The sequence below is a fragment of the Xanthomonas fragariae genome, assembly GCF_017603965.1.
GTDB classification, from domain to species: domain Bacteria; phylum Pseudomonadota; class Gammaproteobacteria; order Xanthomonadales; family Xanthomonadaceae; genus Xanthomonas; species Xanthomonas fragariae_A.
In genome coordinates this window covers 2,170,981-2,196,926 of sequence record NZ_CP071955.1, presented here as the reverse complement: position 1 = coordinate 2,196,926, position 25,946 = coordinate 2,170,981, and the positions used below count along the sequence as shown (strand labels likewise).

Genomic DNA, 25,946 nt, shown 5'->3' with positions numbered 1-25,946 from the left:
AGGCAACTCCTAATGGTTTCCCTTTCCACGCAATCCGCTGTGCCCAGCGGCCACAAGGCGCCCGTCAACAACGGTGTCGCGTTGTCGGTCGTCACCACAATCTTTTTCATGTGGGGCTTTCTTACCTCCCTCAACGACATTCTGATTCCACATTTGAAGGCCGTGTTCGAACTCAACTTCGCGCAGGCGATGCTGGTGCAGTTCACTTTTTTCGGCGCGTACTTTCTGATGTCTTTGCCGGCCGGGTGGTTGGTGGCCAGGTTGGGCTACAAGCAAGGCATCGTTGTCGGTTTGGCAGTTGCTGCGGTCGGCGCACTGGGCTTCTGGCCTGCAGCGGAATTGCGTATTTACGGCGCATTCCTCGGTGCGTTGTTCGTACTCGCCACCGGCATCACCATCTTGCAGGTGGCGGCCAACCCGTATGTCGCGCTGCTGGGGTCGGAGCGTAGCGCGTCCAGCCGCTTGACCCTGGCGCAGGCGCTCAATTCACTGGGGACCGCGATCGCGCCGCTGTTCGGTGGCTGGCTGATCCTTTCCAACGCCGTGATGAGCGGCGATCAGCTCAAGGTGCTGCCGGAAGCCAAGCAGCTTGCCTATCGCGTGCAGGAAGCGCAGGCAGTGCAGGGTCCGTATATCGGCCTGGGCATCGTACTGTTCCTGTTGGCGATCGTCGTGTTTCTGTTCCGTCTGCCTGCACTGATCGACGCAAACGCGCACAGAGACGAGAGCAAGCATTCATTACTCGATGCGTTGCGCCACCCGCATGTGCGCTTTGGTGTGCTTGCGATCTTTTTCTATGTCGGTGCGGAAGTGGCGATCGGCAGCCTGATGGTCAATTACTTCTCGTTGCCGCAGATCGGTGGTTTTACCGAACGCGAGGCGACCAATTACGTGTCGGCATACTGGACGCTGGCGATGATCGGTCGCTTCATCGGCTCGGCGTTGCTGGCTAAATTGTCGCCACGCGTGCTGCTGTCGGTGTTCGCTGCGATCAATTCGCTGCTGTTGGGCCTGACCATGGCCAGCGGCGGCATGCTGGCCGTGTACGCACTGGTGGCGATCGGCCTGTTCAATTCGATCATGTTCCCGACCATTTTCGCCCTGGGCATCGAGCGCCTCGGCCCGTTGACCGACCGCGCTTCCAGTCTGTTGATCATGGCCATCGTCGGCGGCGCCATCGTGCCGTACGTGCAGGGTCTGCTTGCCGACAACGTCGGCCTGCATGGATCGTTCGTACTGCCGCTGCTGTGCTATCTGTACATCGTTTTCTACGGTATCTGGGGCTCGCGTCTGCGCGGCGCACTGGCGGAGGCACGCGCATGAATGCAGCCAAGAATCAGGTCGTGTGTTTTGGCGAGGCCTTGATCGACATGCTGGCGTTGTCGTCGGCTGGTCTGGACGAGGCGCGCACCTTCGCGCAATACGCTGGCGGTGCACCGGCCAATGTCGCCGTTGCTGTGGCGCGATTGGGTGGCGCGGCGCATTTTGTCGGCATGCTCGGGCGCGACATGTTTGGCGATTTCCTGCTGCAGAGCCTGCAACAGGCCGGGGTCGTCACTGACGGCATCGTGCGCACAGATCAGGCCAAGACCGCACTGGCCTTCGTTGCGTTGGACGAGGCGGGCGAGCGCAGCTTCAGCTTCTATCGCCCGCCGGCAGCGGATCTATTGTTCCGCCCCGAGCATTTCGCGGCGGATGGTTTTGCGCAGGCAGCCGTGCTGCATGTGTGCTCCAACAGCATGACCGAGCCGAAGATTGCGCAGTGCACGCTCGATGGCATGCGCCGCGCGCGCGCCTCTGGCGCCATCGTCAGCCTGGATTTGAATCTGCGCCCGATGCTGTGGCCGCAGGACGTGAACCCCGCATTGTTGCTCTGGGATGCGTTGGCGTTGGCCGATGTGGTCAAGCTTTCGCGTGAGGAGCTTGATTACCTGGCTGGCACACTCAATGGCGATGCCAGCGCGGTCACGCAAAAGCTGTGGCAGGGCAAGGCCAGCTGGTTGCTGGTCACCGATGGTGGCGGGCCGGTGCATTGGCAGACGCGCACCGATTCCGGCCAGGTGCCGGCATTCCGCGTGCAGGTGCGCGATAGTACCGGAGCTGGCGATGCATTCGTTGGCGGTTTGCTGTATCAGCTGGCTGCGCGCGCATCCACGCTTGAGCAATTGAGTGCCGATCCGGTCGCGATCACCGAGGTGATTCGTTTCGCCGCTGCAGTCGGTGCGTTGGCGGTGACGCGCAAGGGCGCGTTCGCCGCGATGCCGAGCGTTGATGAGGTCCATTCTTTGATCCAGGAACAATCATGAATCGTCTGCCTGCGACCCCCGCACCCGATTTCCGCTCGGCTGATGTAGTGCGCCAGCATATCGCCGACACCATGGCGTTCTACCATCCGCGCGCGATCGACCTGAAAGGCGGATTTTTCCAGTATTTCCGCGATGACGGCTCCATCTACGACGCCGGGCACCGGCATTTGGTCAGCAGCACGCGCTTCGTCTTCAACTACGCGATGGCGTACAGCGAATTCGGCGATGCCGAGTACTTAGAAGCGGTGCGTCACGGCCTGGATTATCTGCGTAACGTGCATCGCAACGCGGCCACCGGCGGCTATGCGTGGACCTTGCGCGATGGCGTGGTCGAAGACGCTATGAATCATTGCTACGGCGTTGCGTTCGTGCTGCTGGCGTATTCGTGCGGATTGAAAGCAGGCGTCGATGAAGCACCCACGTGGATGGACGAAACCTGGCAACTGCTGGAAAAGCACTTCTGGGAGCCGGAATTCGGCCTGTATCGCGACGAAGCCGATGCGCAGTTCAACTTCACCAGCTACCGCGGCCAGAACGCCAACATGCACATGTGCGAGGCGATGATTGCTGCGTACGAAGCGAGCGGTGAGCAGCGTTATCTCGACCGCGCGTTGTTGCTGGCCGACAACATGACCCGGCGTCAGGCGGCCAAGGCCGATGGCCTGGTATGGGAGCACTACGATCTGCAATGGAACATCGACTGGGACTACAATCGCGACAATCCCAAGCATCTGTTCCGCCCGTGGGGTTTCCAGCCGGGCCATCAGACCGAATGGGCCAAGCTGCTGATGCTGCTGGATCGCTACGCACCGGCAGATTGGTTGCTGCCGACAGCGCAGCATCTGTTCGATGTGGCAGTGGAGCGTTCATGGGATGCGCAGCGTGGCGGGCTCTATTACGGTTTCGACCCTGACGGCAATGTCTGCGATGACGATAAGTATTTCTGGGTGCAGGCAGAGTCGCTGGCCGCTGCCGCGTTATTGGCGCAGCGCAGCGGCGAAGCGCGTTATTGGCACTGGTACGACAAGCTTTGGGGTTATGCCTGGAAGCACATGATCGACCACCGCTATGGCGCTTGGTATCGCATCCTGGATGCAGACAACCGCAAGTACAGCGATGAGAAAAGCCCGGCCGGCAAGACCGACTACCACACCATGGGCGCGTGCCACGAAGTCTTGAACGTGTTGCGGCCGGCTGCGTAATGCGATGAGCTCGGCGAGGTGTGATGACTTTGGAGTTGAGATCGCCGAGTTATGCTCGGCGATCTTTCGTCAGCGTACACGGACGCAATTTGCTCGTTATCTTGCAGCTTGCTAGCGACCGTCGCAATGCCTGCAAGGCGTTGATGGATACGCTTGTGTTGGTGTCTTGCCGGTGCCCCCGGTCGTCCCAAAGGCAGTCAGCGCATCGGAAGGGTGGCGCATCAATGGCAGGCTCGCGTACCAGCGAGTCTGCGCACTGCAGCCGATTGATTATTCCGGGTCGTAGTCCAGATTCGATGCCAGCCAACGTTCGGCCAATGCCAGCGTGATGCCCTTGCGTTTTGCGTAGTCGGCAACCTGTTCCTTGCCCAATCGCCCGACCACGAAATACTGGCTCTTGGGATGGCTGAAGTAATAACCGGACACCGCTGCGGTGGGCAGCATCGCGAAACTTTCGGTTAGCGTCATCGTGGTGTGGCGCTCGGCATCGAGCAAATCGAACAATGTGCGCTTCTCGCTGTGCTCGGGGCAGGCGGGATAACCCGGCGCCGGACGGATACCACGATAGCGCTCGGAGATCAGCGCTTCGTTGTCGAGGCTTTCGTCGTCGACATAACCCCAGAAGTCGGTACGCACGCGTTGGTGCAGGCGCTCTGCCAAGGCTTCGGCCAAGCGGTCGGCCAGCGCCTTGAGCAGGATGGAGTTGTAGTCGTCGTGCGCTGCTTCGAAACGGACAACATGCGGGTCGATGCCGATGCCGGCGGTGACCGCAAACGCGCCGATCCAGTCCTGCTTACCACAGCTCTTGGGCGCGATGAAGTCGGCCAGGCAGAAGTCGGGGCGGTCGATGGGTTTGTCGACTTGCTGGCGTAAGAAATGCAGGGAATGGGGAGTGGAGAATCGGGAATGGTCGAGCGCTTGCGTACTGCGTTGCGATTCCCGATTCCCGATTCCCGATTCCGCAGGCTCGGTCAACAGCTCCACATCATCACCGACACTATTCGCCGGCCACAGCCCGAACACTGCTTTGGCGGTGAGCCACTTCTCTTCGACGATGCGCTTGAGCATGCGTCGCGCATCGCGATACAACTCACTCGCCTGCGTGCCGACCACTTCATCGCTGAGGATTGCCGGGAACTTGCCGGCAAGTTCCCAAGCCTGAAAGAACGGGGTCCAGTCGATCAGCTCGATCAACTCCTGCAGCGGGTAATCGTCGAACACGTGCACGCCTGGCTGACGCGGAGTGGGCGGGGTGTAGGTGTCCCAATCGCCATCGAAACGTTGCGCACGTGCTTTCTCCAACGACACCAGTCGCTTTGCATCGCCGCGATTGCGGTGGCGCGCGCGAATCTCCGCGTAGTCGGCATTATTGGCGGCGACGAAGGCCTGGCGCAGGTCGCGCGAAATCAGCGATTGCGCAACGCCCACCGCACGCGAGGCGTCCTTCACCCACACGGTCGGCGCGGTGTAATGCGGGTCGATCTTCAACGCGGTGTGCGCTCGCGAGGTCGTGGCACCACCGATCAACAACGGAATCTCGAAACCTTGCCGCTGCATTTCGCGCGCCACATGCGACATTTCTTCCAGCGACGGCGTGATCAGGCCGGAAAGACCAATCAAATCCGCATTTTCCGCACGCGCACGGTCCAGGATCACCTGCGCCGGTACCATCACGCCCAGATCCACCACGTCGAAGTTGTTGCATGCCAACACCACGCCGACGATGTTCTTGCCGATGTCGTGCACATCGCCCTTGACGGTGGCCATGATGATCTTGCCGTTGGACTTGCCGACATCGCCGGTGCGCAGTTTTTCCGCCTCGATAAAGGGGAGCAGATACGCCACGGCTTTTTTCATCACGCGCGCGGATTTGACCACCTGCGGCAGGAACATCTTGCCGGCGCCGAACAGGTCGCCGACCACGTTCATGCCATCCATCAGCGGGCCTTCGATCACATCCAGCGGGCGTGTGGATTGTTGCCGCGCTTCTTCGGTGTCGGTTTCCACGAACGCATCGATGCCGTGCACCAGCGCATGCGCCAGCCGCGCACGCACCGGCTTCTCGCGCCAGGCCAGGTCTTCGACTTTCGCCGCGCCCTTGCTGCCCTTGTAGCGCTCGGCGATTTCCAGCAGCCGTTCGGTGCCGTCCTTGCGGCGGTTGAGGATCACATCCTCCACACGTTCGCGCAGTTCCGGGTCCAGCTCGTCGTAGATCGGCATGCCGCCGGCGTTGACGATGCCCATGTCCATGCCGGCCTTGATCGCGTGGAACAGGAATACCGAATGGATCGCCTGGCGCACCATCTCGTTGCCGCGGAACGAGAACGACACGTTGGAAACGCCGCCGGAAATATGGCAATGCGGCAGCGTGCGCTTGATCTCGCGCGTGGCTTCGATGAAGTCCACAGCGTAGTTGTCGTGCTCCTCGATGCCAGTGGCAACGGCAAAGATATTCGGGTCGAAGATGATGTCTTCCGGCGGAAAGCCCACTTGCTCGGTCAGCACCTTGTAGGCGCGCGTGCAGATCTCGACCTTGCGCGCGCAGGTATCGGCCTGGCCCACTTCATCGAAGGCCATCACCACCGCGGCGGCACCGTAGCGCAACACCTTGCGCGCCTGTTCGATAAACAGCGCCTTGCCTTCCTTGAGCGAGATCGAATTGACCACGCTCTTGCCTTGCAGACACTTCAAGCCGGCTTCGATCACGCTCCATTTGGACGAATCCACCATTACCGGAATGCGCGCAATGTCCGGCTCGGACATGATCAGATTGAGAAAGCGCGTCATCGCCTTTTCGGAATCGATCAGGCCCTCGTCCATATTGACGTCCAGAATCTGCGCACCACTGGCGACCTGCTGGCGGGCCACGTCCACCGCTTCTTCGTAGCGTTCTTCCTTGATCAGCTTGCGAAACTGCGCGCTGCCGGTGACGTTGGTGCGCTCGCCGACGTTGACGAACAACAGGTCCGGGGTGATGACCAGTGGTTCCAGGCCGGACAGGCGAGTGTAGCGGGGTGTACTCATGTAATGCCCAAACAGGAAGACTGCCGCGCGCGCAGCGGGACAGAGAGTGATCGGCGCTGCCGGCTGGCCCTTATCCGGCGCTGCGCGCCTGCTACAAGCGGCGTCGCGTCGTTTTTTTCTCCGGCGTGCGCGAGAAGATGCCCGCAAGGCCGACGCTGGCGCGCGTGCTGCATCACGCCGCCAGCTCCTCCTGCAAACCAGGCAACTGCCGCGGCGGCAGATCGGCCACCGCTTCGGCGATCGCGCGGATGTGGTCGGGCGATGTGCCGCAGCAACCGCCCACCAAATTGAGCAAGCCGGCTTGGGCGAATTCGCGCAGGGTTTCAGCCATTTCTTCCGGCGTCTCGTCGTACTGGCCGAATGCATTCGGCAGGCCGGCGTTTGGATGCGCGCTGATGTAGGCGTCGGCAATCTGCGACAGCGTCTCCACGTGCGGGCGCAGATCCTTCGCGCCGAGTGCGCAGTTCAGGCCTACCGATAACGGCCGTCCATGTGCCACCGATGCATAGAATGCTTCGGCAGTCTGGCCGGACAAGGTACGACCGGACGCATCGGTGATAGTGCCGGAGATCATCACCGGCAAACGTCCGCCGCGCGCTTGGAACACTTCTTCGATCGCATACAACGCAGCCTTGGCGTTGAGCGTATCGAAGATGGTTTCCACCATTAGCGTATCCGCGCCGCCGTCGATCAAACCGTCGATGGCTTCGCGATAGGTTTCGCGCAAGGCATCGAAACTGGTGTTGCGGTAACCGGGGTCGTTGACGTCGGGGCTGATCGAGGCGGTGCGGCTGGTGGGACCTAGCACACCAATCACAAAGCGCGGCTTGTGCGGTGTCAGCACTTGGACTTCATCGCAACACGCACGCGCGACCTGTGCGCCGGCCTTATTCAATTCGTAGACCAAGTGTTCCAGATGATAGTCGGCCTGGCTCACCGAGGTCGCATTGAAAGTGTTGGTTTCCAGCAGATCGGCACCTGCATCCAGATAGGCGCGATGGATGCCGGCGATGATCTCCGGGCGCGACAGCAATAACAGGTCGTTGTTGCCCTTGAGATCGTGGCCTTCCGGGGCATGCGCGTGATCGCAACCGGGGCCGTGCACATGCGCGCTGTCGTAGCCGTCGGCAAACCGGGTGCCGCGGTAATCGGGCTCCTGCAGATCGTGGCGCTGGATCATGGTTCCCATCGCGCCATCGATGATAAGGATGCGTTCGCGCAGCGCAGCGTTGAGCTCGGCAGCGCGCTCGGGATGTAGCCAAGGTAATGAGAATGAGATCGGAGAGTGGGCATTAGGGAGTTGTGCAGGCGTCATGATCGGGTTCTCTGCGAGGCAATGCGCTTGCTTTCATCCAATCCCGCATCTGGATTTGCGATTGCCGGCTTCATCGCAATCAACGAGATCACTTCGAAATGCGGTGGACGCTTTTCGCGCGTCACCGTCTCCAGGCTGGACACGTCCAGCCCGGCTTTCTCGGCGAACTTGCGCAATTCCTTGGCCGCAAAGCCGAGATTGACGTGGCCATAGGCATGCACGGCCGCGCGATGTTCGTGTTTGGCCAGGCTGCACAACAGCAGCCGGCCGCCGGGGCGCAGCACGCGCGCGGATTCGGCCACCGCCTGCGCTGGTTTGGCCGCGTAGGTGAGCGCGTGCATCAGCACCACCAAGTCGAAGCTGGTATCCGGGAACGGCAACGCATGCATATCGCCTTCGCGCACTTCCACATTGCGCAGCTTGCGCAAGCGCTCGCTGGCGGCGGCAACAACGCGCGCGCTGGTATCGATGCAGATGTAGCGGGTGGCGTGCGGTGCCACCAGTTCCGCCAGCACGCCGTCGCCGGAGGCGATGTCGAGCACGTCGCCGGTTTCCAGCAAGGGTAGGGCAGTGCGCGCCAGCGCTTCCCAGGTGCGGCCCGGGGAGTAATGCCGCTCCATGTCGCCGGCGACCGAATCGGCCCAGTTCTGGTCGGCGGCGCGATTGGCCAGCACCGCGGCCACGCGCTCGGCGTCCTGGCGCAGCAGTGGGTCGTCGCTGCCGGTGCTCAGCGCCAGCCACAAGGCACGCTGGGCCGGGTCCTGCGACACTTCGTCGAACCGGTAATAGGCCGACACGCCTGCGCGACGATCGCGCACCAGTCCGGCTTCCTTGAGCTTGGCCAGATGCGTGGACACGCGTGGCTGGGCCAGACGGGTGATGGCCGACAGCTCGGCCACGGTGAGTTCTTCCTGCTCCAGCAAGGTCAGCAGGCGGACTCGGGTGGCGTCGGCAAACACTTTCAGGCGGGCCGACCAGTCTTCCAGATCCATGAATATCTCTATATCGCGATATGGAGATATTTTCGACCCGGCAGCAGGTGCGGTCAACTGCATACGCATGCGAATGGTTGGCGTTACAATGAGGCTCAGCTCAAGCCTGGAGAGGTGCGCCGTGGATTTCAGCTTTACCGAAGAACAATTGATGATCCAGGATGTGGCGCGCCGCATCGCGCAGGAAAAGATTGCTCCCAGCGCCGAGCAGTTCGACCGCAGTGGCGAATTTCCGCTGGAGAACATTCGCCTACTCGGCGGAAACGGCCTGATGGGCATCGAAGTACCGGCTGAGTACGGTGGCGCCGGTATGGACCCGATCAGCTACGCGCTGGCGATGATCGAGATCGCCGCTGCCGATGGCGCGCACTCCACCATCGTGTCGGTCAACAACTCGCTTTTCTGCACCGGCATTCTCAAAAACGGCAGCGAGGCGCAGAAGCAGTTGTACGTGCGCGCGATTGCCGAAGGCACGCATATCGGCGCATTCGCCCTGACCGAGCCGCAGTCCGGTTCGGATGCGTCGGCCATGCGTTGCCGCGCGGTGAAACAGGCCGACGCCAGCTTCGTGATCAACGGCAAGAAGAGCTGGATCACCTCCGGCCCGGTGGCCAGGTACATCGTGTTGTTTGCGGTGACAGAGCCGGACAAGGGCACGCGCGGCATCACTGCGTTTATGGTCGACACCGACCGCGCCGGTTTTCACCGCGGCAAGACCGAGCCCAAGCTGGGCATCCGTGCCTCGGCCACCTGCGAAATCGAGTTTGCCGATTACATCGCCCAGCCCGATGAGGTACTGGGCGTGGAAGGCGAGGGTTTCAAGACCGCAATGAGCGTGCTGGATGCTGGACGTATCGGCATTGCCTCGCAGGCGGTGGGGATCGCGCGTGCTGCGTACGAGGCCACATTGTCCTACGTGAAGGAGCGCAAGGCCTTCGGTGCGGCGATCGGCACTTTTCAGATGACCCAGGCCAAGATCGCCGACATGAAGTGCAAGCTGGACGCAGCGTTGCTGCTGACGCTGCGCGCGGCTTGGTTGAAGGGTCAGGGGCAGAAGTTCGGTACCGAAGCGGCGGTGGCCAAGCTCACTGCCTCGGAAGCGGCGATGTGGATTACTCATCAGGCGGTGCAAATCCACGGCGGCATGGGCTACTCGAAGGAAATGCCGCTGGAGCGCTATTTCCGCGATGCCAAGATCACCGAGATTTATGAAGGGACGTCGGAAATCCAGCGGTTGGTGATTGCGCGTGGCGAGACCGGTCTGCGTTGAATGCGCATGTTCCAGCGCACCTGCGGAGGTGGTGTTGCTGGAGCGTGCTGCTTGATGGTGTGAGGCACCTGTTGTGGACGATCCAGTGATCGGCTGATCGCCTGCCGAAATCGATCAGCGTCGAAGTGCTCGCTCACAAAGGGGCCAGGGCGGCGCGCGGTATTGACACATGTACGATGCGCTTATCGGCGCACACCGCCGCCGCTTGTGGCCGCGCACAGAGGCAGACCATAATCGGTGGGCTACCGAAAGTCGCGCCGCGATGCGCAGATCAACCAGGGCTTGGCGGTGCGTTACGGCGACAACCCGTGCGTGAGCTATCTGGATGTCGGGTCGGTCTTTTTGGGCGACGGCAAGCTGCGCACCGATTGTTCTACGACACCCGATTCCGCCCACCAGCCGGCGCCTTGCATGCGGACACTCAAGGCCAACGCATGCTGGCCGAAGCGGTCGAGCCGACCTTGGCACGCTTGCTGGGCGAACCGCCGGCCAAGCCGGTCGCCGAACTAGGCCGGGATTTTGCGACCTCGCTGCTGCCGGTCGATTGGCTGGAGCGGGATTCCTACCATTGGTATGCCCGCCACCATGAGGCGCTCGCCATAGCGCTTACGTTGAAGCCGGAATCGAATCTTTGCCTTCTTGGTCGATCAGGCCGCTCCAGCAGACCGGCGACACATGCAGCCCAACTATTTCAGACCCCAGAAATCAAGAAGACCCCCGATCGCTTGGAGGTCTGTTTAAGCTGGTGCCCAGGAGAGGACTCGAACCTCCACGAAGTTACCCCCGCTAGCACCTGAAGCTAGTGCGTCTACCAATTCCGCCACCTGGGCAGGTGAACCGCAAATCTTGCAGGCTCCTGGCGGGCTTGTCAACGGGTTGCGGCCGGCGATTGTCAACGGTTGAGCAGGCCTTGCTGCCCATGTCGCTGCTGCAAGGGTTACCATGGGAGCAATGACAAAGAAAAATATTCCAGATTCCGATCGGCCCAGTCGCCGCACGTCCACCAGCCTGGGCGAGTCCACCACCGCCGAGAAACAGAAGTTGCCGGGCTGGATGCCGGACTTTCTGGTCCGTGCCGCCGCTGGCGCGTCGACCAAGTCCGCGAACAAACGCGCTGCCGAAAAAGCTTTAAAAGCCGCCTCGCCGGAGCTTGCGGCAATACCGCCGCTGCCGCCAGCGCCACGCGCACCGCATCCGCGCAAGAGCGGTCCGCCTGCACCTCCGCCGGAAGGGTTGCAGCCCGCTGCTGCGCAATTCAAAGATCCGCACGCTAACAGCGAGGCATTGCGTTACGCCGAGCCGATCGCAAGCCGTGAAGCCATTCTGCAGTTGCTCGAAGCCTGCGATGGCCCGCAGACCGCCGAGGAAATTGCCGAGCAATTGAATCTGAGCGACCGCATCGATGCGCTGGGCAAGCGCCTGGCTGCGATGGTGCGTGAAGCGCAGCTGGTGCAGAACCGCCGCGGCGGCTATGCGCCGGTGCAGCAGACCAGTTTGATTGCCGGTGTGGTGATCGCCAATCCGGAGGGCTTCGGGTTCCTCAAGCCGGACGAAGGTGGTGACGATCTGTTCCTGCCGCCGTTCGAAATGCGCAAGGTCATGCATGGCGATCGTGCACTTGCCAACGTCACCGGCATCGACCGCCGCGGCCGTCGCGAAGGCGCAATTGCGCGTGTGCTCGAGCGCCGCATGTCGCGCATGATCGGGCGCTTTTTCTATGAGCACGGTGTGGCCTACGTTGACCCGGACGACAAGCGTGTGCAGCGCAACGTGCAGATCGCACCGGACGGCATCGGCGAAGCACGCGAAGGCCAATTGGTGGTTTGCGAGCTGATCGCGCCACCGGACGCGCGTCGCCCGGCTATCGGCAAGATCATCGCGGTACTCGGCGACAAGCTGACCCCGTCGCTGGTGGTGGAAATGGCCATCCACGGCCATGAGCTGCCGCACGAATTTCCGCAGAAAGTGCTGGACGAAGCGGCCGCCGTGCCGTTGGTAGTCGAGCCCGGCATGATCGGCGGGCGCGTGGATCTGCGGCAGATGCCGCTGGTCACCATCGATGGCGAAGACGCCAAGGATTTCGACGACGCGGTGTATTGCGAACCCAACGCCGACGGCTTCCGTCTGGTGGTGGCGATTGCCGACGTGTCCAACTATGTGCGCCCGGGGACGCCGCTGGACGACGAAGCACAAAAGCGTGCCACCTCGGTGTATTTCCCGGGTTTTGTGGTGCCGATGCTGCCGGAGACATTGTCCAACGGTATCTGCTCGCTGATGCCCAAGGTCGATCGCATGTGCTTCGTCTGCGACATGCAGGTGGGACGCGATGGCGAAGTGACCGGCTCGCGCTTTTACGAAGCGGTGATGAATTCGTATGCACGGCTGACCTACACCCAGGTCTGGAAGGCGGTCGGCGAAGACGACGCCGATACCAAGGCATTCATCGGCCCATTGTTGCCGCAGGTACAGCGTCTGCATCAGCTTTACAACGTGCTGTCGAAGGCACGCACGCATCGCGGCGCGATCGAGTTCGAAACCTCCGAAGTGCGCTTCGTGCTCGACAACACCGGTGAGGTCACCCAGGCCGGCATGCTGGTGCGCAACGATGCGCACAAGCTGATCGAAGAATGCATGATCGCCGCCAACGTCGAGGCGGCGCGCTATCTGCTGAGCATGCATGTGCCTGCACCGTACCGCGTGCATGAGCGGCCGCCGGAGAGCAAGTTCGAAGACCTGCTGGAATTCCTCAAGGAATTCCAGCTGAGCCTGCCTGCGTGGAGCAAGGTGCGCCCCGGCGACTACACCAAGCTGCTGAAGAAGGTGCGTGCGCGTCCCGACGCGGCGCTGCTGGAATCGGTGCTGCTGCGCAGCCAGAGCCTAGCGGTGTATTCGCCCGACAATAACGGCCACTTCGGTCTGGCGTTGGAGGCGTATGCGCACTTCACCTCGCCGATCCGGCGTTATCCAGATCTGCTTGTGCATCGTGCCATCAAGCATGCGTTGACTGGGGCCAGCCCGGAGAAGTTCATCTACACCCCGCGCCAGATGGCGGCATTGTCGCTGCAGTGTTCCGAGCGCGGGCGGCGTGCCGACGAAGCCGAGCGCGAAGTCGACGAGCGCTATCGCGCCGCGTGGATGGAAAAGCATGTCGGCGGCCAGTTCGATGGCGTGATCAGCGGCGTAACCGGATTCGGTCTGTTCGTGGAGCTGACTCAGTCCAAGGTCAACGGCCTGGTGCATGTCACTCAGTTGCCGCAGGACTACTATCAGTTCGATCCGATCCGCAAGACACTCAGCGGCGAGCGCCGTGGCCGCGCGTTTCGTCTGGGCGATCCGGTGCGTGTATTGGTGCTCAAGGCCAGCATGGAAGAGCGCAAGATCGACTTCCGTCTTGCAGAAGATCGTGGCGACGCGCCCGAGCCGCCGCCGCTACCGCGCGCGCAGCCGGCCAAGCGCAAGAAGAAGCCATACTGATAGCTCGCATTGCGAGAAGCCGGGTAACGGCTGCTCGTCGCATGCTGGAGTGGTGAGTACGCTTTCATATCGATGCAAGCACCTAGCTCGTATTCGCAAGCCCTGGCCGTGACGTGGCCGGCCGCAAGCCCTACCATTCTCGTTTATCTCTTTGTATGCGCGCGCAATGAGCAAGCAGAATCAGTGGATCGTCGGTGTCAACGCCGTCGCCTCGTCCGTCGAGAACGACGCCGACAACGTGCGTGAGGTGTTGATCGAGGCCGGTAGCAAGAATCCCCGTCTCACCGAGATCGAGGAACAAGCGCGCCGCAAGGGCATCGATGTGCGCCGGGTCAATACCCAGGCGCTGGACGGTGTGGGTGGGCAGGTGCGCCATCAGGGCGTGGCTGCGCGCTACGCCGCCGCGCGTCTGTGGGCGGAGAACGAACTGGAGGGCTTGGTCGAGGCAGCAGAAGGCCGCGCGTTGGTGCTGGTCCTGGACGGCGTGCAGGATCCGCACAACCTCGGCGCGTGCCTGCGCAGCGCGGCGGCGGCCGGTGTCACTGCGGTGGTGATCCCCAAGGACAAGTCGGCGACGGTCAACGCGACAGTGCGCAAGACCTCGGCTGGTGCAGCCGACCGCGTTCCTGTGGTGGCGGTGACCAATCTGGCGCGCTGCCTGCGCGATTTGCAGAAACAGGGCGTTTGGCTGTATGGCCTGGCTGGCGAGGCTGGGGCGTCGTTGTATAGCGTCGATCTGCGCGGCAATGTCGGGCTGGTGCTCGGTGGCGAGGCCGATGGTCTGCGTCGTCTCACGCGCGAGCATTGCGATGGTCTGGTCAAGATTCCGATGCCGGGCGATATCGAAAGCCTCAACGTCTCGGTCGCGGCCGGTGTGACCTTGTTCGAAGCCTTGCGTCAGCGCCTGGGCGCCTGATCGCGCTTGTGCGCGATGGCTGAGGCGCACGCGCGCATCGACCGGCATATCGAAAGCGCACCGTCCGGCCGAGCTCTGGTCTGCAGGCTTCTACAAACCACCCACACTGCGCGGATTGTGTTGCCGAAGCGCGGTGTGGGGTTCGAGGTGTTTCCGCTTTGGTGGCAATGCCAGAATGTGCGTTGTGCGGCGGTGCTTGGCGCGATCCTGGCGCTGCCGTATCTGCTGCTGCGTCGCTACCAGACCCACAACGCGCACTTGGCCGAACTGGTGCGCAAGCGCACTGAAAATCTGCAATTGCAGGCACAGCGATTGCCGCAGGCCAATTAGGACAAGAGCGAGCTGCTGACGTGATTGCGCATCAAGTCCGACATCTTCGAGCGCCAAGCGCACGAAGATGCGTTGACCGGCCTGCCCAATCGTCGTCACTTCGACGAAGCACTGGCGCGCGACATTAATCATGCACCTCGCAGCGGTCGGCCGTTGGCGTTGACGATTCTTGATATCGATCATTTCAAGCGCATCGACGACCATTAGTCGCACGCCAGCGGCGATGCGGTGGCCGTACTGCTTACGGCGACCGCACGCGCCTGGGATCTGCCGGCCCGCTTGGGCGGCGAAGAGTTCGTCTTGCTGTTGGCCAACACCACACTGGACGAGGCAAAGGTGCTGTGCCTGCGTACCCGCACGTTATTCCATACGCGCCATGACTGGAGCGGCGTGGACGGATTGCAGGTGACGTTTAGAGCGGCTCACAAAACGACTACGCTCACCGCCAGGCGGGCGCGGCCGGTGCTCGGAATCGGCATGTACCACGCGTACACTCCGGTTGCTACGCCGCCGTGAGCACCCACCTGACGACTGCTCGCTACGTTGTGTTAGCCGCTCTTAGCGCCAGCGTGGCCGAACTACATGATGACGACACTGAAATGTCGTTGATGCAGCGCGCCGATCATGACTTGTAAGACGCCAAGGGTGCAGGGCGCGACCGGATTTGCGTGGGCTATGCTGGGAAATCGGAAATCGGAAATAGTAAAAGCCAGACGCCTTGCGCCCCCTCCTACGAAACATTGTCTCTTTTATGGGGAGGAGGTGCCCGGAGGTCGGATGAGAGTACGGTCGAACGGGGTGGTGCAGCCCAAGGCCAACTGCTCTTCGGTTGCAGCTTCAGCAGGAGGGTATTTCAACCCGTAAAAACACCGCGCTTTTGTCAATCTCCAATGCCAAATCCCAGTTCAAACAGGCCCCGGCCACGCATTGGCGATCTTGCAGAACAGCCGTGCGGTCTGTTCGGTGTCGTAAACCGCGCTATGCGCATCGGCCGCGTTCCAGTCCAGCCCCGCTGCTTGCGCTGCGCGTGCCAGCACGGTTTGTCCGTACGCCACACCGGCCAAGGTCACCGTATCGAACACGCTGAACGGATGAAACGGATTGCGTTTGTGACCCACGCGCGCAACTGCCGCGTTGAGAAAGTTCAGATCGAAATGCGCGTTATGGCCGACCAAGATCGCGCGCTGGCAGCCGTACTTCTTCACCGCTGCACGCACTGGCGCGAACACATGATCCAATGCGTCTTTTTCGTGCTTGGCAAAGCGGAACGGGTGATCGAGCACGATGCCGGTGATTTCCAGCGACTTCGGGTCGATTTCCAATCCAGGCGCGGGCACCAGATGCGCACTGGCGGTTTCGCCGGGGAAAAAGCGCCCCTGAGCATCCATTTCGATCGGCACGCAGGCAATTTCCAACAGCGCGTGCTTATTCCAGTCGAATCCCCCCGTTTCCACATCCACCACGACGGGCAGATAGCCGCGAAAGCGCCGCGACATGGGTAAAAAGGAAGTGGCAGGCTGTAGATCGACCGGTTCGTTCATCCACATAGCCTAGCAGGTCGCACGCCGGGCTCTGCCATAGCTACATAAACAGCCGCATTAGACATCCGTCGCTGCCGCAATAGTTCAGTGCCAAGCGCTCGCCGCGACGATAAGCAGGGGGCATGGCGGTAGTTACTTGAAGCTGAAATACGTAATGAAATTAAAGCGTGATAGTCGGTTTTGTCGCGTGCCGACAACGTCATCGACACGCTGCTGTCGGTCAGATGACGCCAGTTGTGCTGGTGTCGTCGCGCTTCAGTCGCGGTGGCAGCGGCTGCTCGCCATGCACCAGGAACCAGACGTTCTCGGCGATATTGGTGGCGTGGTCGCCGATGCGTTCCAGATTCTTGGCCATGAACAGCAGATGCGTGCACGGTGTGATATTGCGCGGATCTTCCATCATGTAAGTCAGCAATTCGCGGAACAGCGCAGTGTACTGCGCGTCCAAGCGCGCATCTTCGTCGCGTACACGGATGGCCGCATTGGCATCCTTGTCGCGATAGGCCTGCACAGCGTCGCGCACCGCGGTGGCAGCCATTTGACCGAGCGCGCGAAGGCCGACCGTCTGCGGCAGGGGCGGTGCGGAATTGAGCGCAATCGAGCGCTTGGCCACGTTGGCCGCGTAATCGCCGATGCGTTCGATATCGGCCGGAATGCGCAGGCCGGCAAGAATTTCGCGCAGGTCGCGTGCCATCGGACCACGCAGCGCCAGACGCATCACGTCATGGCTGATCGCATGCTCGAGCGCATCGATCGCTTCGTCGTTGACCACAATGCGATGCGCTGCATGGTCATCGCGACGTTCCACCACATCCAGTGCGGCCTCCAGCTGCGCCACCGCCGTGTCGCCCATACGCAGGATCTCGGCGACAAGACGGTGCTGCTCCTCGTCGTAACTTTTGACGATATGGTCGTTGAGGTGCTGGGTCATCGTGATCTCGATTCGTGGCAGTGGTGGATGTCCCCCGCTATCTTGGCGACATTGCACGCGGTGGGCGTTGTGCAGGCGAGGGTGCGGCGGAGCTGCTTCAATGCAACGCTGCGATGACTCGCCTTACATCAACCGAAGCGGCCGGTGATGTAGTCCTCGGTTTGCTGCTTGGACGGTTGGGAAAAAATCGTTCCAGTGCGGTCGTGTTCGATCAGATCGCCCAGATACATGAAGGCAGTGTAGTCGGACACGCGCGCAGCCTGCTGCATGTTGTGGGTCACGATCACGATGGTGTATTCGCCTTTGAGCTCTTCCATCAACTGCTCGATGCGGCTGGTAGAAATCGGATCCAGCGCCGAGGTCGGTTCGTCCAGCAACAACACGTCCGGACGCAGCGCAACCGCACGTGCAATGCACAAACGCTGCTGTTGACCACCGGACAGCCCCAACGCACTTTGCCCCAGCTTGTCTTTGACCTCGTCCCACAGCGCGCCTTGACGCAGTGCCTGCTCGACACGGTTCTGCATGTCGGCCTTGGACAGTTTTTCGTGGTGACGAATGCCGTAGGCGACGTTTTCGAAGATCGTCATCGGAAACGGCACCGGCTTCTGGAACACCATGCCGACCTTGCTGCGCAAGCGGTTCATCGGGTACTTCGGCGACAGGATGTTTTCGTTATCCAGCAGCACTTCGCCACGCGCTTCCATCTTCGGATACAGCGCGTAGATACGGTTGAAGATGCGCAGCAACGTCGACTTGCCGCAACCAGAGGGACCGATCAACGCGGTGACGCGCTTTTCCGGAATCTCGATGTTGATGCTCTTGAGCGCGTGGTATTTGTCGTAATAAAAATCCAGATTGCGTGCGGCCACCTTCACCGGCGCTTGCGCCGTCGGCGCCCCCTTGGCGGCCCGAACAGCGATGCGATGCATCGGCTTGGCGTTTTGGAGATCGTTCATGTCGGGTGTCCGGAGGGAAAGGTCAGTCATTGGAAATCTTGTTGCGCAAGAGCAGAGCACGTGCACCCAGGCTCACCAACAACACGAACACCGTCAGCACCAGTGCACCGGCCCAGGCCAGGGTTTGCCAGGTCTCGTAGGGGCTACCGGCGAACTGATTCATGATCACCGGCACGCTGGCCATCGGCTGGAAGATATTGCTGTTCCAGTATTGATTGCCGAAGGCGGTGAACAGCAGCGGCGCGGTTTCGCCGCTGATGCGTGCCAGCGCAAGCAGGATCCCGGTGAGGATGCCGGCCGAGGCGCTGCGATACAGCACCTGCACGGTGACCTTCCACTGCGGAATGCCCAGCGACAACGCCGCCTCGCGCATCTGCGCCGGCACCAGCCGCAGCATTTCGTCTGTGGTGCGTACTACTACCGGCAACACGATAAAGGCCAGCGAGAGTGCGCCAGCAAACGCCGAAAAGCGCCCGCCGGTCTGCATCACGTACAGCGTATAGACGAACAGGCCGAGCACGATCGACGGCGCCGACAACAGAATGTCGTTGACAAAGCGCACCACCAAACCGGCCTTGCGTGCATTGCCGTACTCGGCCAACCAGGTGCCTGCCGCAATACCCAGCGGCGTGCCGATCGCCAGCGCCAAGCCGCACATCACCGCACTGCCGAAAAAAGCATTCAGCAAACCGCCTTCCTGCATCGGCGGCGGAGTCATCTTGGTAAACAGATTGAGGTCGATGCCCGGCACGCCTTTGGACAACAAGGTCCACAGAATCCAGGCCAGGAAGAACAACCCGAACAACGCGGTGACGCACGACAGCAGCAGCGCAACGACATTGGTCACGCGGCGGCGGTTATAGAGGGATTGCGAGACAGACGACATCAGTTGCCCTCCCGACGCGACAGCTGCATCAGCATGAAGCGCGCAATCGCCAGCACGATAAAGGTCACGATGAACAGCACAAAGCCCAGCAGCAACAAGGCCGAACGATAGGTCTCGGTGGCCTCGCCGAAATCATTGGCGATCAACGCGGCGATGGTGGTGCCGGGCTCCAGCAGCGACGGCGACAACCGCACCGTGTTGCCGACCACGAAGGCAACCGCCATGGTTTCGCCGAGCGCACGGCCCAGGCCCAGAAATACGCCGCCGATCACCGCAGAGCGGGTGTATGGCAGCACGATGTCCCAGCTGACTTCCCACTTGGTCGATCCCAGCGCGTACGCCGATTCCTTCAAACGCGTCGGCACTGTCAGGAACACTTCGCGCATCACCGAAGAGATGAACGGAATCACCATGATCGCCAGCACGAAGCCTGCGGTGAGCAAACCGATCCCAAGCGGCGGCCCCTGAAACAGCGGGCCAATCAACGGCAATGTGCCGAGGTGATCGTTGAGCCATGGTGTCACGTGCTCTGTCATCACCGGCACCAGCACGAACAGGCCCCACATGCCGTAGATGATCGAGGGGATGCCGGCTAGCAATTCGATCGCGGTGCCGACCGGGCCACGTAACCAGCGCGGCGACACTTCGGTGAGGAAGAATGCGATGCCGAAACTCACCGGTACCGCGATTACCATCGCGATCAACGCGGTGACCAAGGTGCCGTAGATCGGCGCAAGTGCGCCGTATTTGTTTTCCACCGGATTCCAGTCGGCAGAATAGAAAAAGCTCAGGCCCTGCATCTGCAGGACATGGCGTCCGCCCCACAGCATCGATAGCGCAGCGCTGCCGAGCGCCAACAGGACGAAAACGACCGTGGTGGCCAGCGCAAGCTTGAACAGGCGATCTGCGCGTGCATCGCGCAGTTCGCGGCCGCGTGGCGCGGTCATCGCTTCAGGAATGGCGGTGGCATTCATTCGATTGGACTCGTCACCGCGCAACGGCGGGAGCGTGAAATAACAGGCACGGTGAGGCACCTGCAGGTACCTCACCGCAGCGCAACCCGCCGCATCGGCGGGTGCAGGGCATCACTTGAACTCGCTGCCCCAGTAGGCCTCGATCTGCTTCACCAGCTCTGGCGGCAGCGGCACGTAGTGCAGTTCGCTGGCCTGAGCTTGGCCGTTTTCCAGCGCCCACTTGAAGAAGTCCAGCGTCGCCTTGCTGCGCGCGGCATCCTTGGGTTGCTTGTGCATCAGTATGAAGTTGGTCGCAGTGATCGGCCATGCATTCTGGCCCGGTGCGTTGGTGATCACCAGGTTAAAATCCTTGGCGTTGGCCCAGTCGGCGCTGGCAGCCGCGGCTTCAAAGCTCTCGGCATTCGGTTCGACCCACTGGCCGGCTGCGTTTTGAAGCGAGGTGTACGGCATCTTATTCTGCAGCGCGTAAGCCAGTTCGACGTAACCGATTGAGCCCTTGATCTGCTGCACGTATGAGGCCACGCCTTCGTTACCCTTGCCCCCAACGCCACCCGGCCACTGCACGGAGGTGCCTTCGCCGACCTTGCTTTTCCACTCCGGGCTGACCTTGGACAAATAGTTGGAGAAGTTGAACGTGGTGCCCGAACCCTCCGAGCGATGTACCAGATTGATCTTGGTGGCCGGCAGGGTCACGCCTGGGTTGGCTGCGACAATCGCCGCGTCGTTCCACATGGTGACCTTGCCCAGGAAGATGTCGCCCAGCAGCGCGCCGGTCAGCCGCAGCTTGCCCGGTGCGATGCCTTCCAAATTCACCACCGGCACCACGCCGCCGATCGCCGACGGGAACTGGCCCAGGCCGGCCTGCTGCAATTCGGTGCTGTCCAGCGGCTTATCGGTCGAACCGAAATCCACGGTGCCGGCCTTTATCTGCGCAATTCCGCCGCCGGAACCGATCGACTGGTAGTTCACCTTGTTGCTGGTGGCGGCATTGTAGTCGGCCGACCACTTGGACATCAGTGGGTAGATGAAGGAGGCACCGGCGCCGGAGATTTCAGCGCTCTTGCTATCGCCGGCAGTGGCACCTGCGCTTGGAGCAGCCTTTGCGGCGTCGCCGGACTGCGCGTCCTTGCCGGGCGAGCATGCGGCCAGGGCGAGGGCGATGGTGAGAGACAGGGCGGTCAGGCTGGCCGACTGCAGTTTCATAGAAGCTCCGAGGCTGGATTGGCCGGATGTCCGGCAGACCACGCTATGAAATGATGTTTTTGTTACGCGCGCATGACAGTTCCTTCTGGCGAAGACATCACAAAAGAAGACGCGGCCCCGTAAGGCCGCGTCCCGGTGCCAATGCCGGTGGGAGAGACGGTGTTGTTCCTGCACGTATCTCCACGTCCTGAAGTGGCTGACAAACCGTAGCGAGCACTAATCTGCTGGGCGCGAACGACGCGCATGACCGCGGTATTACCAGTCCTAAATAACGATTACGGACACCCCGAGCCGCGTCCATCTGGCGATGGTGCAGTAGTCCTGTTGGCCACTTTCAGTGGGGCAGATTCTTGGCCCAATAGGCTTCGATCTGGGTCACCAGGCTGGCCGGCAGTGGCACGTAATCCAGCTGCCTGGCCTGCGCATCGCCCTTGTCGTAAACCCAGCGGAAGAACTCCAGCGTGTTCTTGAGGCCGGCTGGGTTCTTCGGTTTCTTCTGCACCAGGATGAAGTTGGTCGCAGTGATCGGCCAGGCGTTGCCGCCTGCGGCATTGGTCATCACCAGATAGAAGTCCTTGCTGTTGCCCCAATCCGCGCTATTGGTGGCGGCGGCAAAGGTCTCATCGGACGGCTGCACGAACTTGCCGGCAGCATTCTTCATCGCCGTGTAGGCCATCTTGTTCTGCAGCGCATACGACAGCTCGACGTAGCCTATACCGCCCTTGATCTGCTTGACGTAAGCGGCCACACCCTCGTTGCCCTTGCCGCCGATGCCGGTCGGCCACTGCACGGCAGTGCCTTCGCCGACCTTGCTCTTCCAGTCCGGATTGACCTTGGACAGATAGTTGGTCAAGTTGAAGCTGGTGCCCGAACCATCGGAGCGGTGCACCACGGTGATCTTGCCCTCCGGCAGCTTCACGCCCGGGTTGAGCGCGGCGATCGCCTGATCGTTCCAGGTGCTCACCTTACCCAGGAAAATGTCGCCCAGGGTCTTGCCATCCAGCTTGAGAGCGCCGGGTGCGATCCCAGGAACGTTGACCACCGGCACCACGCCGCCGATTATCGACGGGAACTGCGCCAAGCCGGCGGCGGCCAATTCTTCCGGTTTGAGCGGCGCATCTGACGAGCCGAAATCCACGCTTGCCGCCTTGATCTGGGCAATGCCGCCGCCCGAACCGATCGATTGATAGTTGACTTGCTTCTTGGTGGCGGCGTTGTAGTCGGCCGACCACTTCGACATCACCGGATAAATAAACGACGCACCGGCGCCGGTCACATCGGCGGCTTGGGCGCACAGTGCCAACGAAGCGGCGAGCACGCCGACGGCCAGACGGGTCTTCAAGAAGTGGATCACGGAACAGCTCCTGTAGCGTAGGGATGAGAACGTCCAGCAATCGTGCCATTGCAGAGCAGAGGCATGACCGCGCGGTGTCGGAGAGATGACAAGGCAATGACGGCGTGGCATGAGCGCGCCTCCACGGTCGGGCAGGGCGTTCGGCGCGACGGGTGCTGAATTCGGAATTGTCACCATTGGAGCCGATCGGGCTGTTGAGGGCTTGCATATCGTTGTGGGACTAATTGCCGTCGGCCTGGACCAAACGCTTTGCAACGAGATCTCCGAGCCGCCGATCACGTCGATGGCGATTTGAGCCTGGGCGGCGGGCGCGGCCAACGCCAGCAGCACGGCGGAGCCGAGCAGCGTAGAAGGAAATTTCATGTGTGCCTTGCGGCCTGAAAAAGTGAGCGCAGGCTATGGCGTGAAATTTTCATTAACTACGACAACTTCGCGTCGCTTGGCCCGTCAGGCCCTGTGTGCGCACCACTTGCGCAGGCGCGTTCTAAATTGCTAGTTTCGAGGCTATGCTTCCTCGATTATTCCACTTGCTGTTCGTCTGCCTGCTCGCGCTTACCGCGTGGTCGGCAGCCAATGCCCACACGCGCATTCACGATGCGCTTGTGGGCGACGGCATGGCAGCGATGGTGGATGCTGGCGAAGAACGCGATGCAGCAAACCATCTTCAGGACGACGCAGACGCACAGACCGAGGCCGATCCCTATCCTGCAGACGACATCCCCTTGCTTTCCCAAGCTTGGTCGATGTTCGCGCGGTATTTTCCCTGTTGGTACGCGCACTACGCGCCGGCATATCAGAAACGCGACCTGATCCCGCAATTGCGCCCTCCTAACGCACTGCGCGCCTGATCCTCTGTTTGTCGCGTCAACCGGTGCTGCGCACCGGATCCTTTTGATTTTCTCGTCTTTGCCATTCGCGGTTTGCGACGCGGATGGCACTGTATTGCCTAAAGGTATCTCTCATGGAAAGTTTGCTAGAAGGTTTTCGTCATTTCCGCAAGGAAGTGTATCCGCGCCAGAGTGCGCGTTTTCAGGAACTGGCCGGCGGCCAAAGTCCGCACACCCTGTTCATTACCTGCGCCGATTCGCGCGTCATGCCGGAGCTGATCTTCTCCGCGCAGCCCGGCGAGTTGTTCGTCTATCGCAACATCGGCAATGTGGTGCCGCCTTACTCCCAGCACGTCAGTGGCGTGGTTGCAGCGATTGAATACGCCATTGCGGTACTGGGCGTGCGCCACATCGTGATCTGCGGTCATACCGACTGCGGCGCGATGAAGGCTGTGCTCAAGCCGGAATCGTTGGAAGACGTTCCTTCTGTGGCAGCGTGGCTCAAGCACACCGATGCAGCGCGTCATGTCACTGCTCATCACGGGCACGATCCGCACAGTCAGGAAGCGCTGAGCTGCATGACCGAAGAGAATGTGGTCTCCCAGCTAGACCATCTGCGTACGCAGCCGGTGGTTGCAGCACGTCTGGCCGCAGGCACCTTGCGTATCCACGGCTGGATCTATGACATCGCCCATGGCGAGATCCGCGCCTTCGATGCCGAGAAGGGTGGCTTCCGTCCGTTATTGGCGGACGACACCCCCGAAGCCACCCCACGTCCGCGACTGCAGCAAGTCGCGCGCGCCGAACTCGCCTGACGGAGCCGATCATGAATACATCAGGTATCGGCGGATATTTCCGTCAGGGACTGTTCGGGCGCGATTTGTTGTCGTCTATCGTGGTCTTTCTCGTCGCGCTCCCGTTGTGCATGGGTATTGCGATCGCATCCGGCATGCCGCCTGCCACAGGCCTGATCACCGGCATCATCGGCGGACTGCTCGTTGGCTTTCTGGCGGGCTCTCCTTTTCAGGTGAGCGGGCCGGCCGCCGGCTTGGCCGTGTTGGTGTTCGAACTGGTGCGCGAGCACGGCATCGCCGTGCTCGGGCCGGTGATCCTGGTCGCTGGTGCGATCCAGTTGGTGGCCGGCCTGTGCCGTGCAGGTGTTTGGTTCCGAATGACATCGCCGGCCGTGGTGGCCGGCATGTTGTCGGGTATCGGCATCCTGATCGTGGCCTCGCAGGCGCACGTGTTGATGGATGCCGCCCCCAAGGCGCGCGGTCTGGAAAACTTCGCTGCATTGCCTGCCGTGTTATGGCAGGCAATCGCCGAAGGCACCGGCCGCACCGCATTATTTGTGGGTCTGGCCACCATCGGCATCATCGTGGCGTGGGACACGCTACGTCCGCAGCGTCTGCGGTCCCTGCCGGGTGCATTGATCGCGGTGGTCGTGGTCACAGCAACCGTGCAGCTGCAGGATATGAACGTCAACAAGGTCGATGTTCCGGCCAACCTGTTCTCTGCGATCACCATCCTCAACTTCTCCGACATCTTTGGCGTGTTCAACGCCACATTGTTGGTGTCTGCGGTGACCTTTGCCTTTATCGCCAGCGCCGAAACGCTGCTATCGGCGGCGGCGGTGGATCGTATGCATCAGGGCGCACGGACGCAGTACGACCGTGAGCTGGCGGCGCAGGGCGTGGGCAACATGCTGTGCGGTTTTCTGGGTGTCTTGCCGATGACCGGCGTGATCGTGCGCAGTGCGGCCAATGTGCAGGCCGGTGCAGCCACGCGCATGTCCACCGTCCTTCATGGCAGCTGGTTGCTGGTGTTCGCCTTGCTTGTGCCGTGGTTGTTGCGGATGACGCCGGTGGCGTGTCTGGCCGGCATCCTGGTCTACACGGGCGTGAAGATGATCAAGATCGGGCAGGTCAAGGAGCTGGCGACCTATGGTCGTGGCACCGCGGCGATCTACCTGGCGACCACCTTTGCAATCGTGGCAACCGACCTACTGACCGGTGTGTTGATCGGTTTTGGTCTGTCGCTGTTCCGTCTTGCGCTGCATTCCTCGCGTTTGAAGGTGCACGTGAGTGAGCACGCGGACAAGAAGGATGAGATGCATCTGACCCTGCAGGGTTCTGCAACGTTCCTGAAGGTGCCGGCGATGGCGCGTACGCTGGAAAGCGTGCCGCCGAACACCGCACTGCATCTGGACGTGGCCAAGCTGCACCATGTTGACCATGCCTGCATCGAGTTGTTGCGCGACTGGAGCCGGAATGCGGCCTCGCGCGGGTGCGAGCTGGTGGTTGACTGGAAAGAGTTGGATCGACGCGTCGAAGGTCAGCCGACGCTGGAAAACGCGCTGGTCGAACAGCGCGTCGAGCAAGCGAAGGCTGCCTAACCTGCTGCAAACGCCAGGCGTCCGCGCCGGGTGACCTGTGGCGTGAC

19 protein-coding genes, 1 tRNA gene, 1 other RNA gene and 3 pseudogenes are annotated in these 25,946 nt (G+C 61.5%); 12 read left to right on the top strand and 12 right to left on the bottom strand.

From position 1 onward, the window contains the following. The first annotated feature begins 12 nt into the window (after positions 1-12). The 3 genes from fucP to J5I97_RS10300 are packed head-to-tail and all read left to right on the top strand — an operon-like array spanning position 13 to position 3,508. Positions 13-1,323, top strand: coding sequence for an L-fucose:H+ symporter permease (fucP, locus tag J5I97_RS10310; protein WP_208586381.1), 1,311 nt, complete (start codon positions 13-15; stop codon positions 1,321-1,323). After that, positions 1,320-2,306 (top strand): carbohydrate kinase family protein, encoded by a 987-nt coding sequence (locus tag J5I97_RS10305; protein ID WP_208586380.1) that lies wholly within the window; start codon positions 1,320-1,322, stop codon positions 2,304-2,306. The genes fucP and J5I97_RS10305 overlap by 4 nt, the downstream gene beginning before the upstream one ends. After that, a complete protein-coding gene (locus tag J5I97_RS10300; protein WP_208586379.1) occupies positions 2,303-3,508 on the top strand; it encodes an AGE family epimerase/isomerase in 1,206 nt (401 codons plus the stop codon). The genes J5I97_RS10305 and J5I97_RS10300 overlap by 4 nt, the downstream gene beginning before the upstream one ends. Before the next feature lie 270 nt (positions 3,509-3,778). On the opposite strand, the gene metH is transcribed toward J5I97_RS10300, so the two are convergent. From metH to J5I97_RS10285, 3 genes are all read right to left on the bottom strand, one after another. After that, a complete protein-coding gene (gene metH / locus J5I97_RS10295; protein ID WP_208586378.1) occupies positions 3,779-6,532 on the bottom strand; it encodes a methionine synthase in 2,754 nt (917 codons plus the stop codon). A 172-nt stretch (positions 6,533-6,704) separates the two neighbouring features. Then, positions 6,705-7,847: a homocysteine S-methyltransferase family protein gene (locus J5I97_RS10290; protein ID WP_208586377.1), complete on the bottom strand. Its 1,143-nt coding sequence runs from the start codon at positions 7,845-7,847 to the stop codon at positions 6,705-6,707. Beyond that, on the bottom strand, positions 7,844-8,839 hold the full coding sequence (locus tag J5I97_RS10285) for an ArsR/SmtB family transcription factor (RefSeq protein WP_208591671.1): 996 nt from the start codon (positions 8,837-8,839) through the stop codon (positions 7,844-7,846). Before J5I97_RS10285 ends, J5I97_RS10290 begins: the two co-directional genes overlap by 4 nt. 88 nt (positions 8,840-8,927) lie before the next feature. Between J5I97_RS10285 and J5I97_RS10280 the strand changes: the two genes are divergently transcribed. Together J5I97_RS10280 and J5I97_RS19955 are read left to right on the top strand one after the other, a co-directional pair. Further along, positions 8,928-10,109: an acyl-CoA dehydrogenase family protein gene (locus J5I97_RS10280; protein ID WP_208586376.1), complete on the top strand. Its 1,182-nt coding sequence runs from the start codon at positions 8,928-8,930 to the stop codon at positions 10,107-10,109. 246 nt (positions 10,110-10,355) lie between these two features. Continuing rightward, a pseudogene (locus tag J5I97_RS19955) lies at positions 10,356-10,732 on the top strand (acetylhydrolase); the annotation flags it as partial. A 120-nt stretch (positions 10,733-10,852) separates the two neighbouring features. Here J5I97_RS19955 and J5I97_RS10275 read toward each other — a convergent pair. Continuing rightward, a tRNA-Leu gene (locus tag J5I97_RS10275) sits at positions 10,853-10,939 on the bottom strand. A gap of 121 nt (positions 10,940-11,060) precedes the next feature. Here J5I97_RS10275 and rnr point away from each other — a divergent pair. From rnr to J5I97_RS10255, 4 genes and pseudogenes are all read left to right on the top strand, one after another. Then, on the top strand, positions 11,061-13,583 hold the full coding sequence (gene rnr, locus J5I97_RS10270; protein WP_208586375.1) for a ribonuclease R: 2,523 nt from the start codon (positions 11,061-11,063) through the stop codon (positions 13,581-13,583). A 166-nt stretch (positions 13,584-13,749) separates the two neighbouring features. Next, positions 13,750-14,499: a 23S rRNA (guanosine(2251)-2'-O)-methyltransferase RlmB gene (gene rlmB / locus J5I97_RS10265; RefSeq protein WP_208586373.1), complete on the top strand. Its 750-nt coding sequence runs from the start codon at positions 13,750-13,752 to the stop codon at positions 14,497-14,499. Between the two features lie 141 nt (positions 14,500-14,640). After that, positions 14,641-15,243 (top strand): annotated as a pseudogene (locus J5I97_RS10260) (GGDEF domain-containing protein); the annotation flags it as partial. A 63-nt stretch (positions 15,244-15,306) separates the two neighbouring features. Continuing rightward, positions 15,307-15,383, top strand: a non-coding RNA gene (locus tag J5I97_RS10255) — sX9 sRNA. A gap of 351 nt (positions 15,384-15,734) precedes the next feature. Here J5I97_RS10255 and rnt read toward each other — a convergent pair. From rnt to J5I97_RS10215, 8 genes and pseudogenes are all read right to left on the bottom strand, one after another. Next, entirely contained in the window at positions 15,735-16,376 is a 642-nt protein-coding gene (gene rnt, locus J5I97_RS10250) for a ribonuclease T (protein ID WP_208586371.1), read from the bottom strand. 214 nt (positions 16,377-16,590) lie between these two features. Next, positions 16,591-17,301 carry a phosphate signaling complex protein PhoU gene (gene phoU / locus J5I97_RS10245; protein ID WP_002804427.1) on the bottom strand — a complete coding sequence of 237 codons (711 nt, stop codon included), beginning with the start codon at positions 17,299-17,301 and terminating at the stop codon, positions 16,591-16,593. Positions 17,302-17,429: 128 nt separating this feature from the next. Continuing rightward, positions 17,430-18,260, bottom strand: a complete 831-nt coding sequence (pstB, locus tag J5I97_RS10240; RefSeq protein WP_208586369.1) for a phosphate ABC transporter ATP-binding protein PstB — start codon at positions 18,258-18,260, stop codon at positions 17,430-17,432. A 22-nt stretch (positions 18,261-18,282) separates the two neighbouring features. After that, positions 18,283-19,146 carry a phosphate ABC transporter permease PstA gene (pstA, locus tag J5I97_RS10235; RefSeq protein WP_208586367.1) on the bottom strand — a complete coding sequence of 288 codons (864 nt, stop codon included), beginning with the start codon at positions 19,144-19,146 and terminating at the stop codon, positions 18,283-18,285. Continuing rightward, positions 19,146-20,120 (bottom strand): phosphate ABC transporter permease subunit PstC, encoded by a 975-nt coding sequence (gene pstC / locus J5I97_RS10230; RefSeq protein ID WP_208586365.1) that lies wholly within the window; start codon positions 20,118-20,120, stop codon positions 19,146-19,148. The genes pstA and pstC overlap by 1 nt, the downstream gene beginning before the upstream one ends. Before the next feature lie 111 nt (positions 20,121-20,231). Then, complete coding sequence (pstS, locus tag J5I97_RS10225; RefSeq protein ID WP_208586364.1) at positions 20,232-21,323, bottom strand: phosphate ABC transporter substrate-binding protein PstS; 1,092 nt, start codon at positions 21,321-21,323, stop codon at positions 20,232-20,234. A gap of 334 nt (positions 21,324-21,657) precedes the next feature. Next, positions 21,658-22,677: a phosphate ABC transporter substrate-binding protein PstS gene (pstS, locus tag J5I97_RS10220; RefSeq protein WP_208586362.1), complete on the bottom strand. Its 1,020-nt coding sequence runs from the start codon at positions 22,675-22,677 to the stop codon at positions 21,658-21,660. A 139-nt stretch (positions 22,678-22,816) separates the two neighbouring features. Continuing rightward, a pseudogene (locus J5I97_RS10215) lies at positions 22,817-23,040 on the bottom strand (porin); the annotation flags it as partial. 164 nt (positions 23,041-23,204) lie between these two features. Between J5I97_RS10215 and J5I97_RS10210 the strand changes: the two are divergent. From J5I97_RS10210 to J5I97_RS10200, 3 genes are all read left to right on the top strand, one after another. Then, positions 23,205-23,525 carry a hypothetical protein gene (locus J5I97_RS10210; protein WP_208591669.1) on the top strand — a complete coding sequence of 107 codons (321 nt, stop codon included), beginning with the start codon at positions 23,205-23,207 and terminating at the stop codon, positions 23,523-23,525. A gap of 113 nt (positions 23,526-23,638) precedes the next feature. Beyond that, entirely contained in the window at positions 23,639-24,319 is a 681-nt protein-coding gene (locus tag J5I97_RS10205; RefSeq protein ID WP_208586361.1) for a carbonic anhydrase, read from the top strand. Positions 24,320-24,330: 11 nt separating this feature from the next. Further along, the gene (locus J5I97_RS10200; RefSeq protein WP_208586359.1) at positions 24,331-25,899 is read left to right on the top strand and encodes a SulP family inorganic anion transporter; all 1,569 of its coding nucleotides are present in this window, start codon (positions 24,331-24,333) and stop codon (positions 25,897-25,899) included. Positions 25,900-25,946 lie beyond the last annotated feature (47 nt).

What these genes read in the sequence shown, in the direction of transcription:
- J5I97_RS10285 (WP_208591671.1), bottom strand. Translation starts at nt 8,839, where the DNA reads ATGGATCTGGAAGACTGGTCGGCCCGCCTGAAAGTGTTTGCCGACGCC.
- phoU (WP_002804427.1), bottom strand. Translation starts at nt 17,301, where the DNA reads ATGACCCAGCACCTCAACGACCATATCGTCAAAAGTTACGACGAGGAG.
- fucP (WP_208586381.1), top strand. Translation starts at nt 13, where the DNA reads ATGGTTTCCCTTTCCACGCAATCCGCTGTGCCCAGCGGCCACAAGGCG.
- J5I97_RS10200 (WP_208586359.1), top strand. Translation starts at nt 24,331, where the DNA reads ATGAATACATCAGGTATCGGCGGATATTTCCGTCAGGGACTGTTCGGG.
- rlmB (WP_208586373.1), top strand. Translation starts at nt 13,750, where the DNA reads ATGAGCAAGCAGAATCAGTGGATCGTCGGTGTCAACGCCGTCGCCTCG.
- pstC (WP_208586365.1), bottom strand. Translation starts at nt 20,120, where the DNA reads ATGAATGCCACCGCCATTCCTGAAGCGATGACCGCGCCACGCGGCCGC.
- pstS (WP_208586364.1), bottom strand. Translation starts at nt 21,323, where the DNA reads ATGAAACTGCAGTCGGCCAGCCTGACCGCCCTGTCTCTCACCATCGCC.
- rnr (WP_208586375.1), top strand. Translation starts at nt 11,061, where the DNA reads ATGACAAAGAAAAATATTCCAGATTCCGATCGGCCCAGTCGCCGCACG.
- J5I97_RS10300 (WP_208586379.1), top strand. Translation starts at nt 2,303, where the DNA reads ATGAATCGTCTGCCTGCGACCCCCGCACCCGATTTCCGCTCGGCTGAT.
- J5I97_RS10280 (WP_208586376.1), top strand. Translation starts at nt 8,928, where the DNA reads ATGAGGCTCAGCTCAAGCCTGGAGAGGTGCGCCGTGGATTTCAGCTTT.
- J5I97_RS10290 (WP_208586377.1), bottom strand. Translation starts at nt 7,847, where the DNA reads ATGACGCCTGCACAACTCCCTAATGCCCACTCTCCGATCTCATTCTCA.
- rnt (WP_208586371.1), bottom strand. Translation starts at nt 16,376, where the DNA reads ATGTGGATGAACGAACCGGTCGATCTACAGCCTGCCACTTCCTTTTTA.
- J5I97_RS10305 (WP_208586380.1), top strand. Translation starts at nt 1,320, where the DNA reads ATGAATGCAGCCAAGAATCAGGTCGTGTGTTTTGGCGAGGCCTTGATC.
- pstB (WP_208586369.1), bottom strand. Translation starts at nt 18,260, where the DNA reads ATGAACGATCTCCAAAACGCCAAGCCGATGCATCGCATCGCTGTTCGG.
- J5I97_RS10205 (WP_208586361.1), top strand. Translation starts at nt 23,639, where the DNA reads ATGGAAAGTTTGCTAGAAGGTTTTCGTCATTTCCGCAAGGAAGTGTAT.
- pstA (WP_208586367.1), bottom strand. Translation starts at nt 19,146, where the DNA reads ATGTCGTCTGTCTCGCAATCCCTCTATAACCGCCGCCGCGTGACCAAT.
- metH (WP_208586378.1), bottom strand. Translation starts at nt 6,532, where the DNA reads ATGAGTACACCCCGCTACACTCGCCTGTCCGGCCTGGAACCACTGGTC.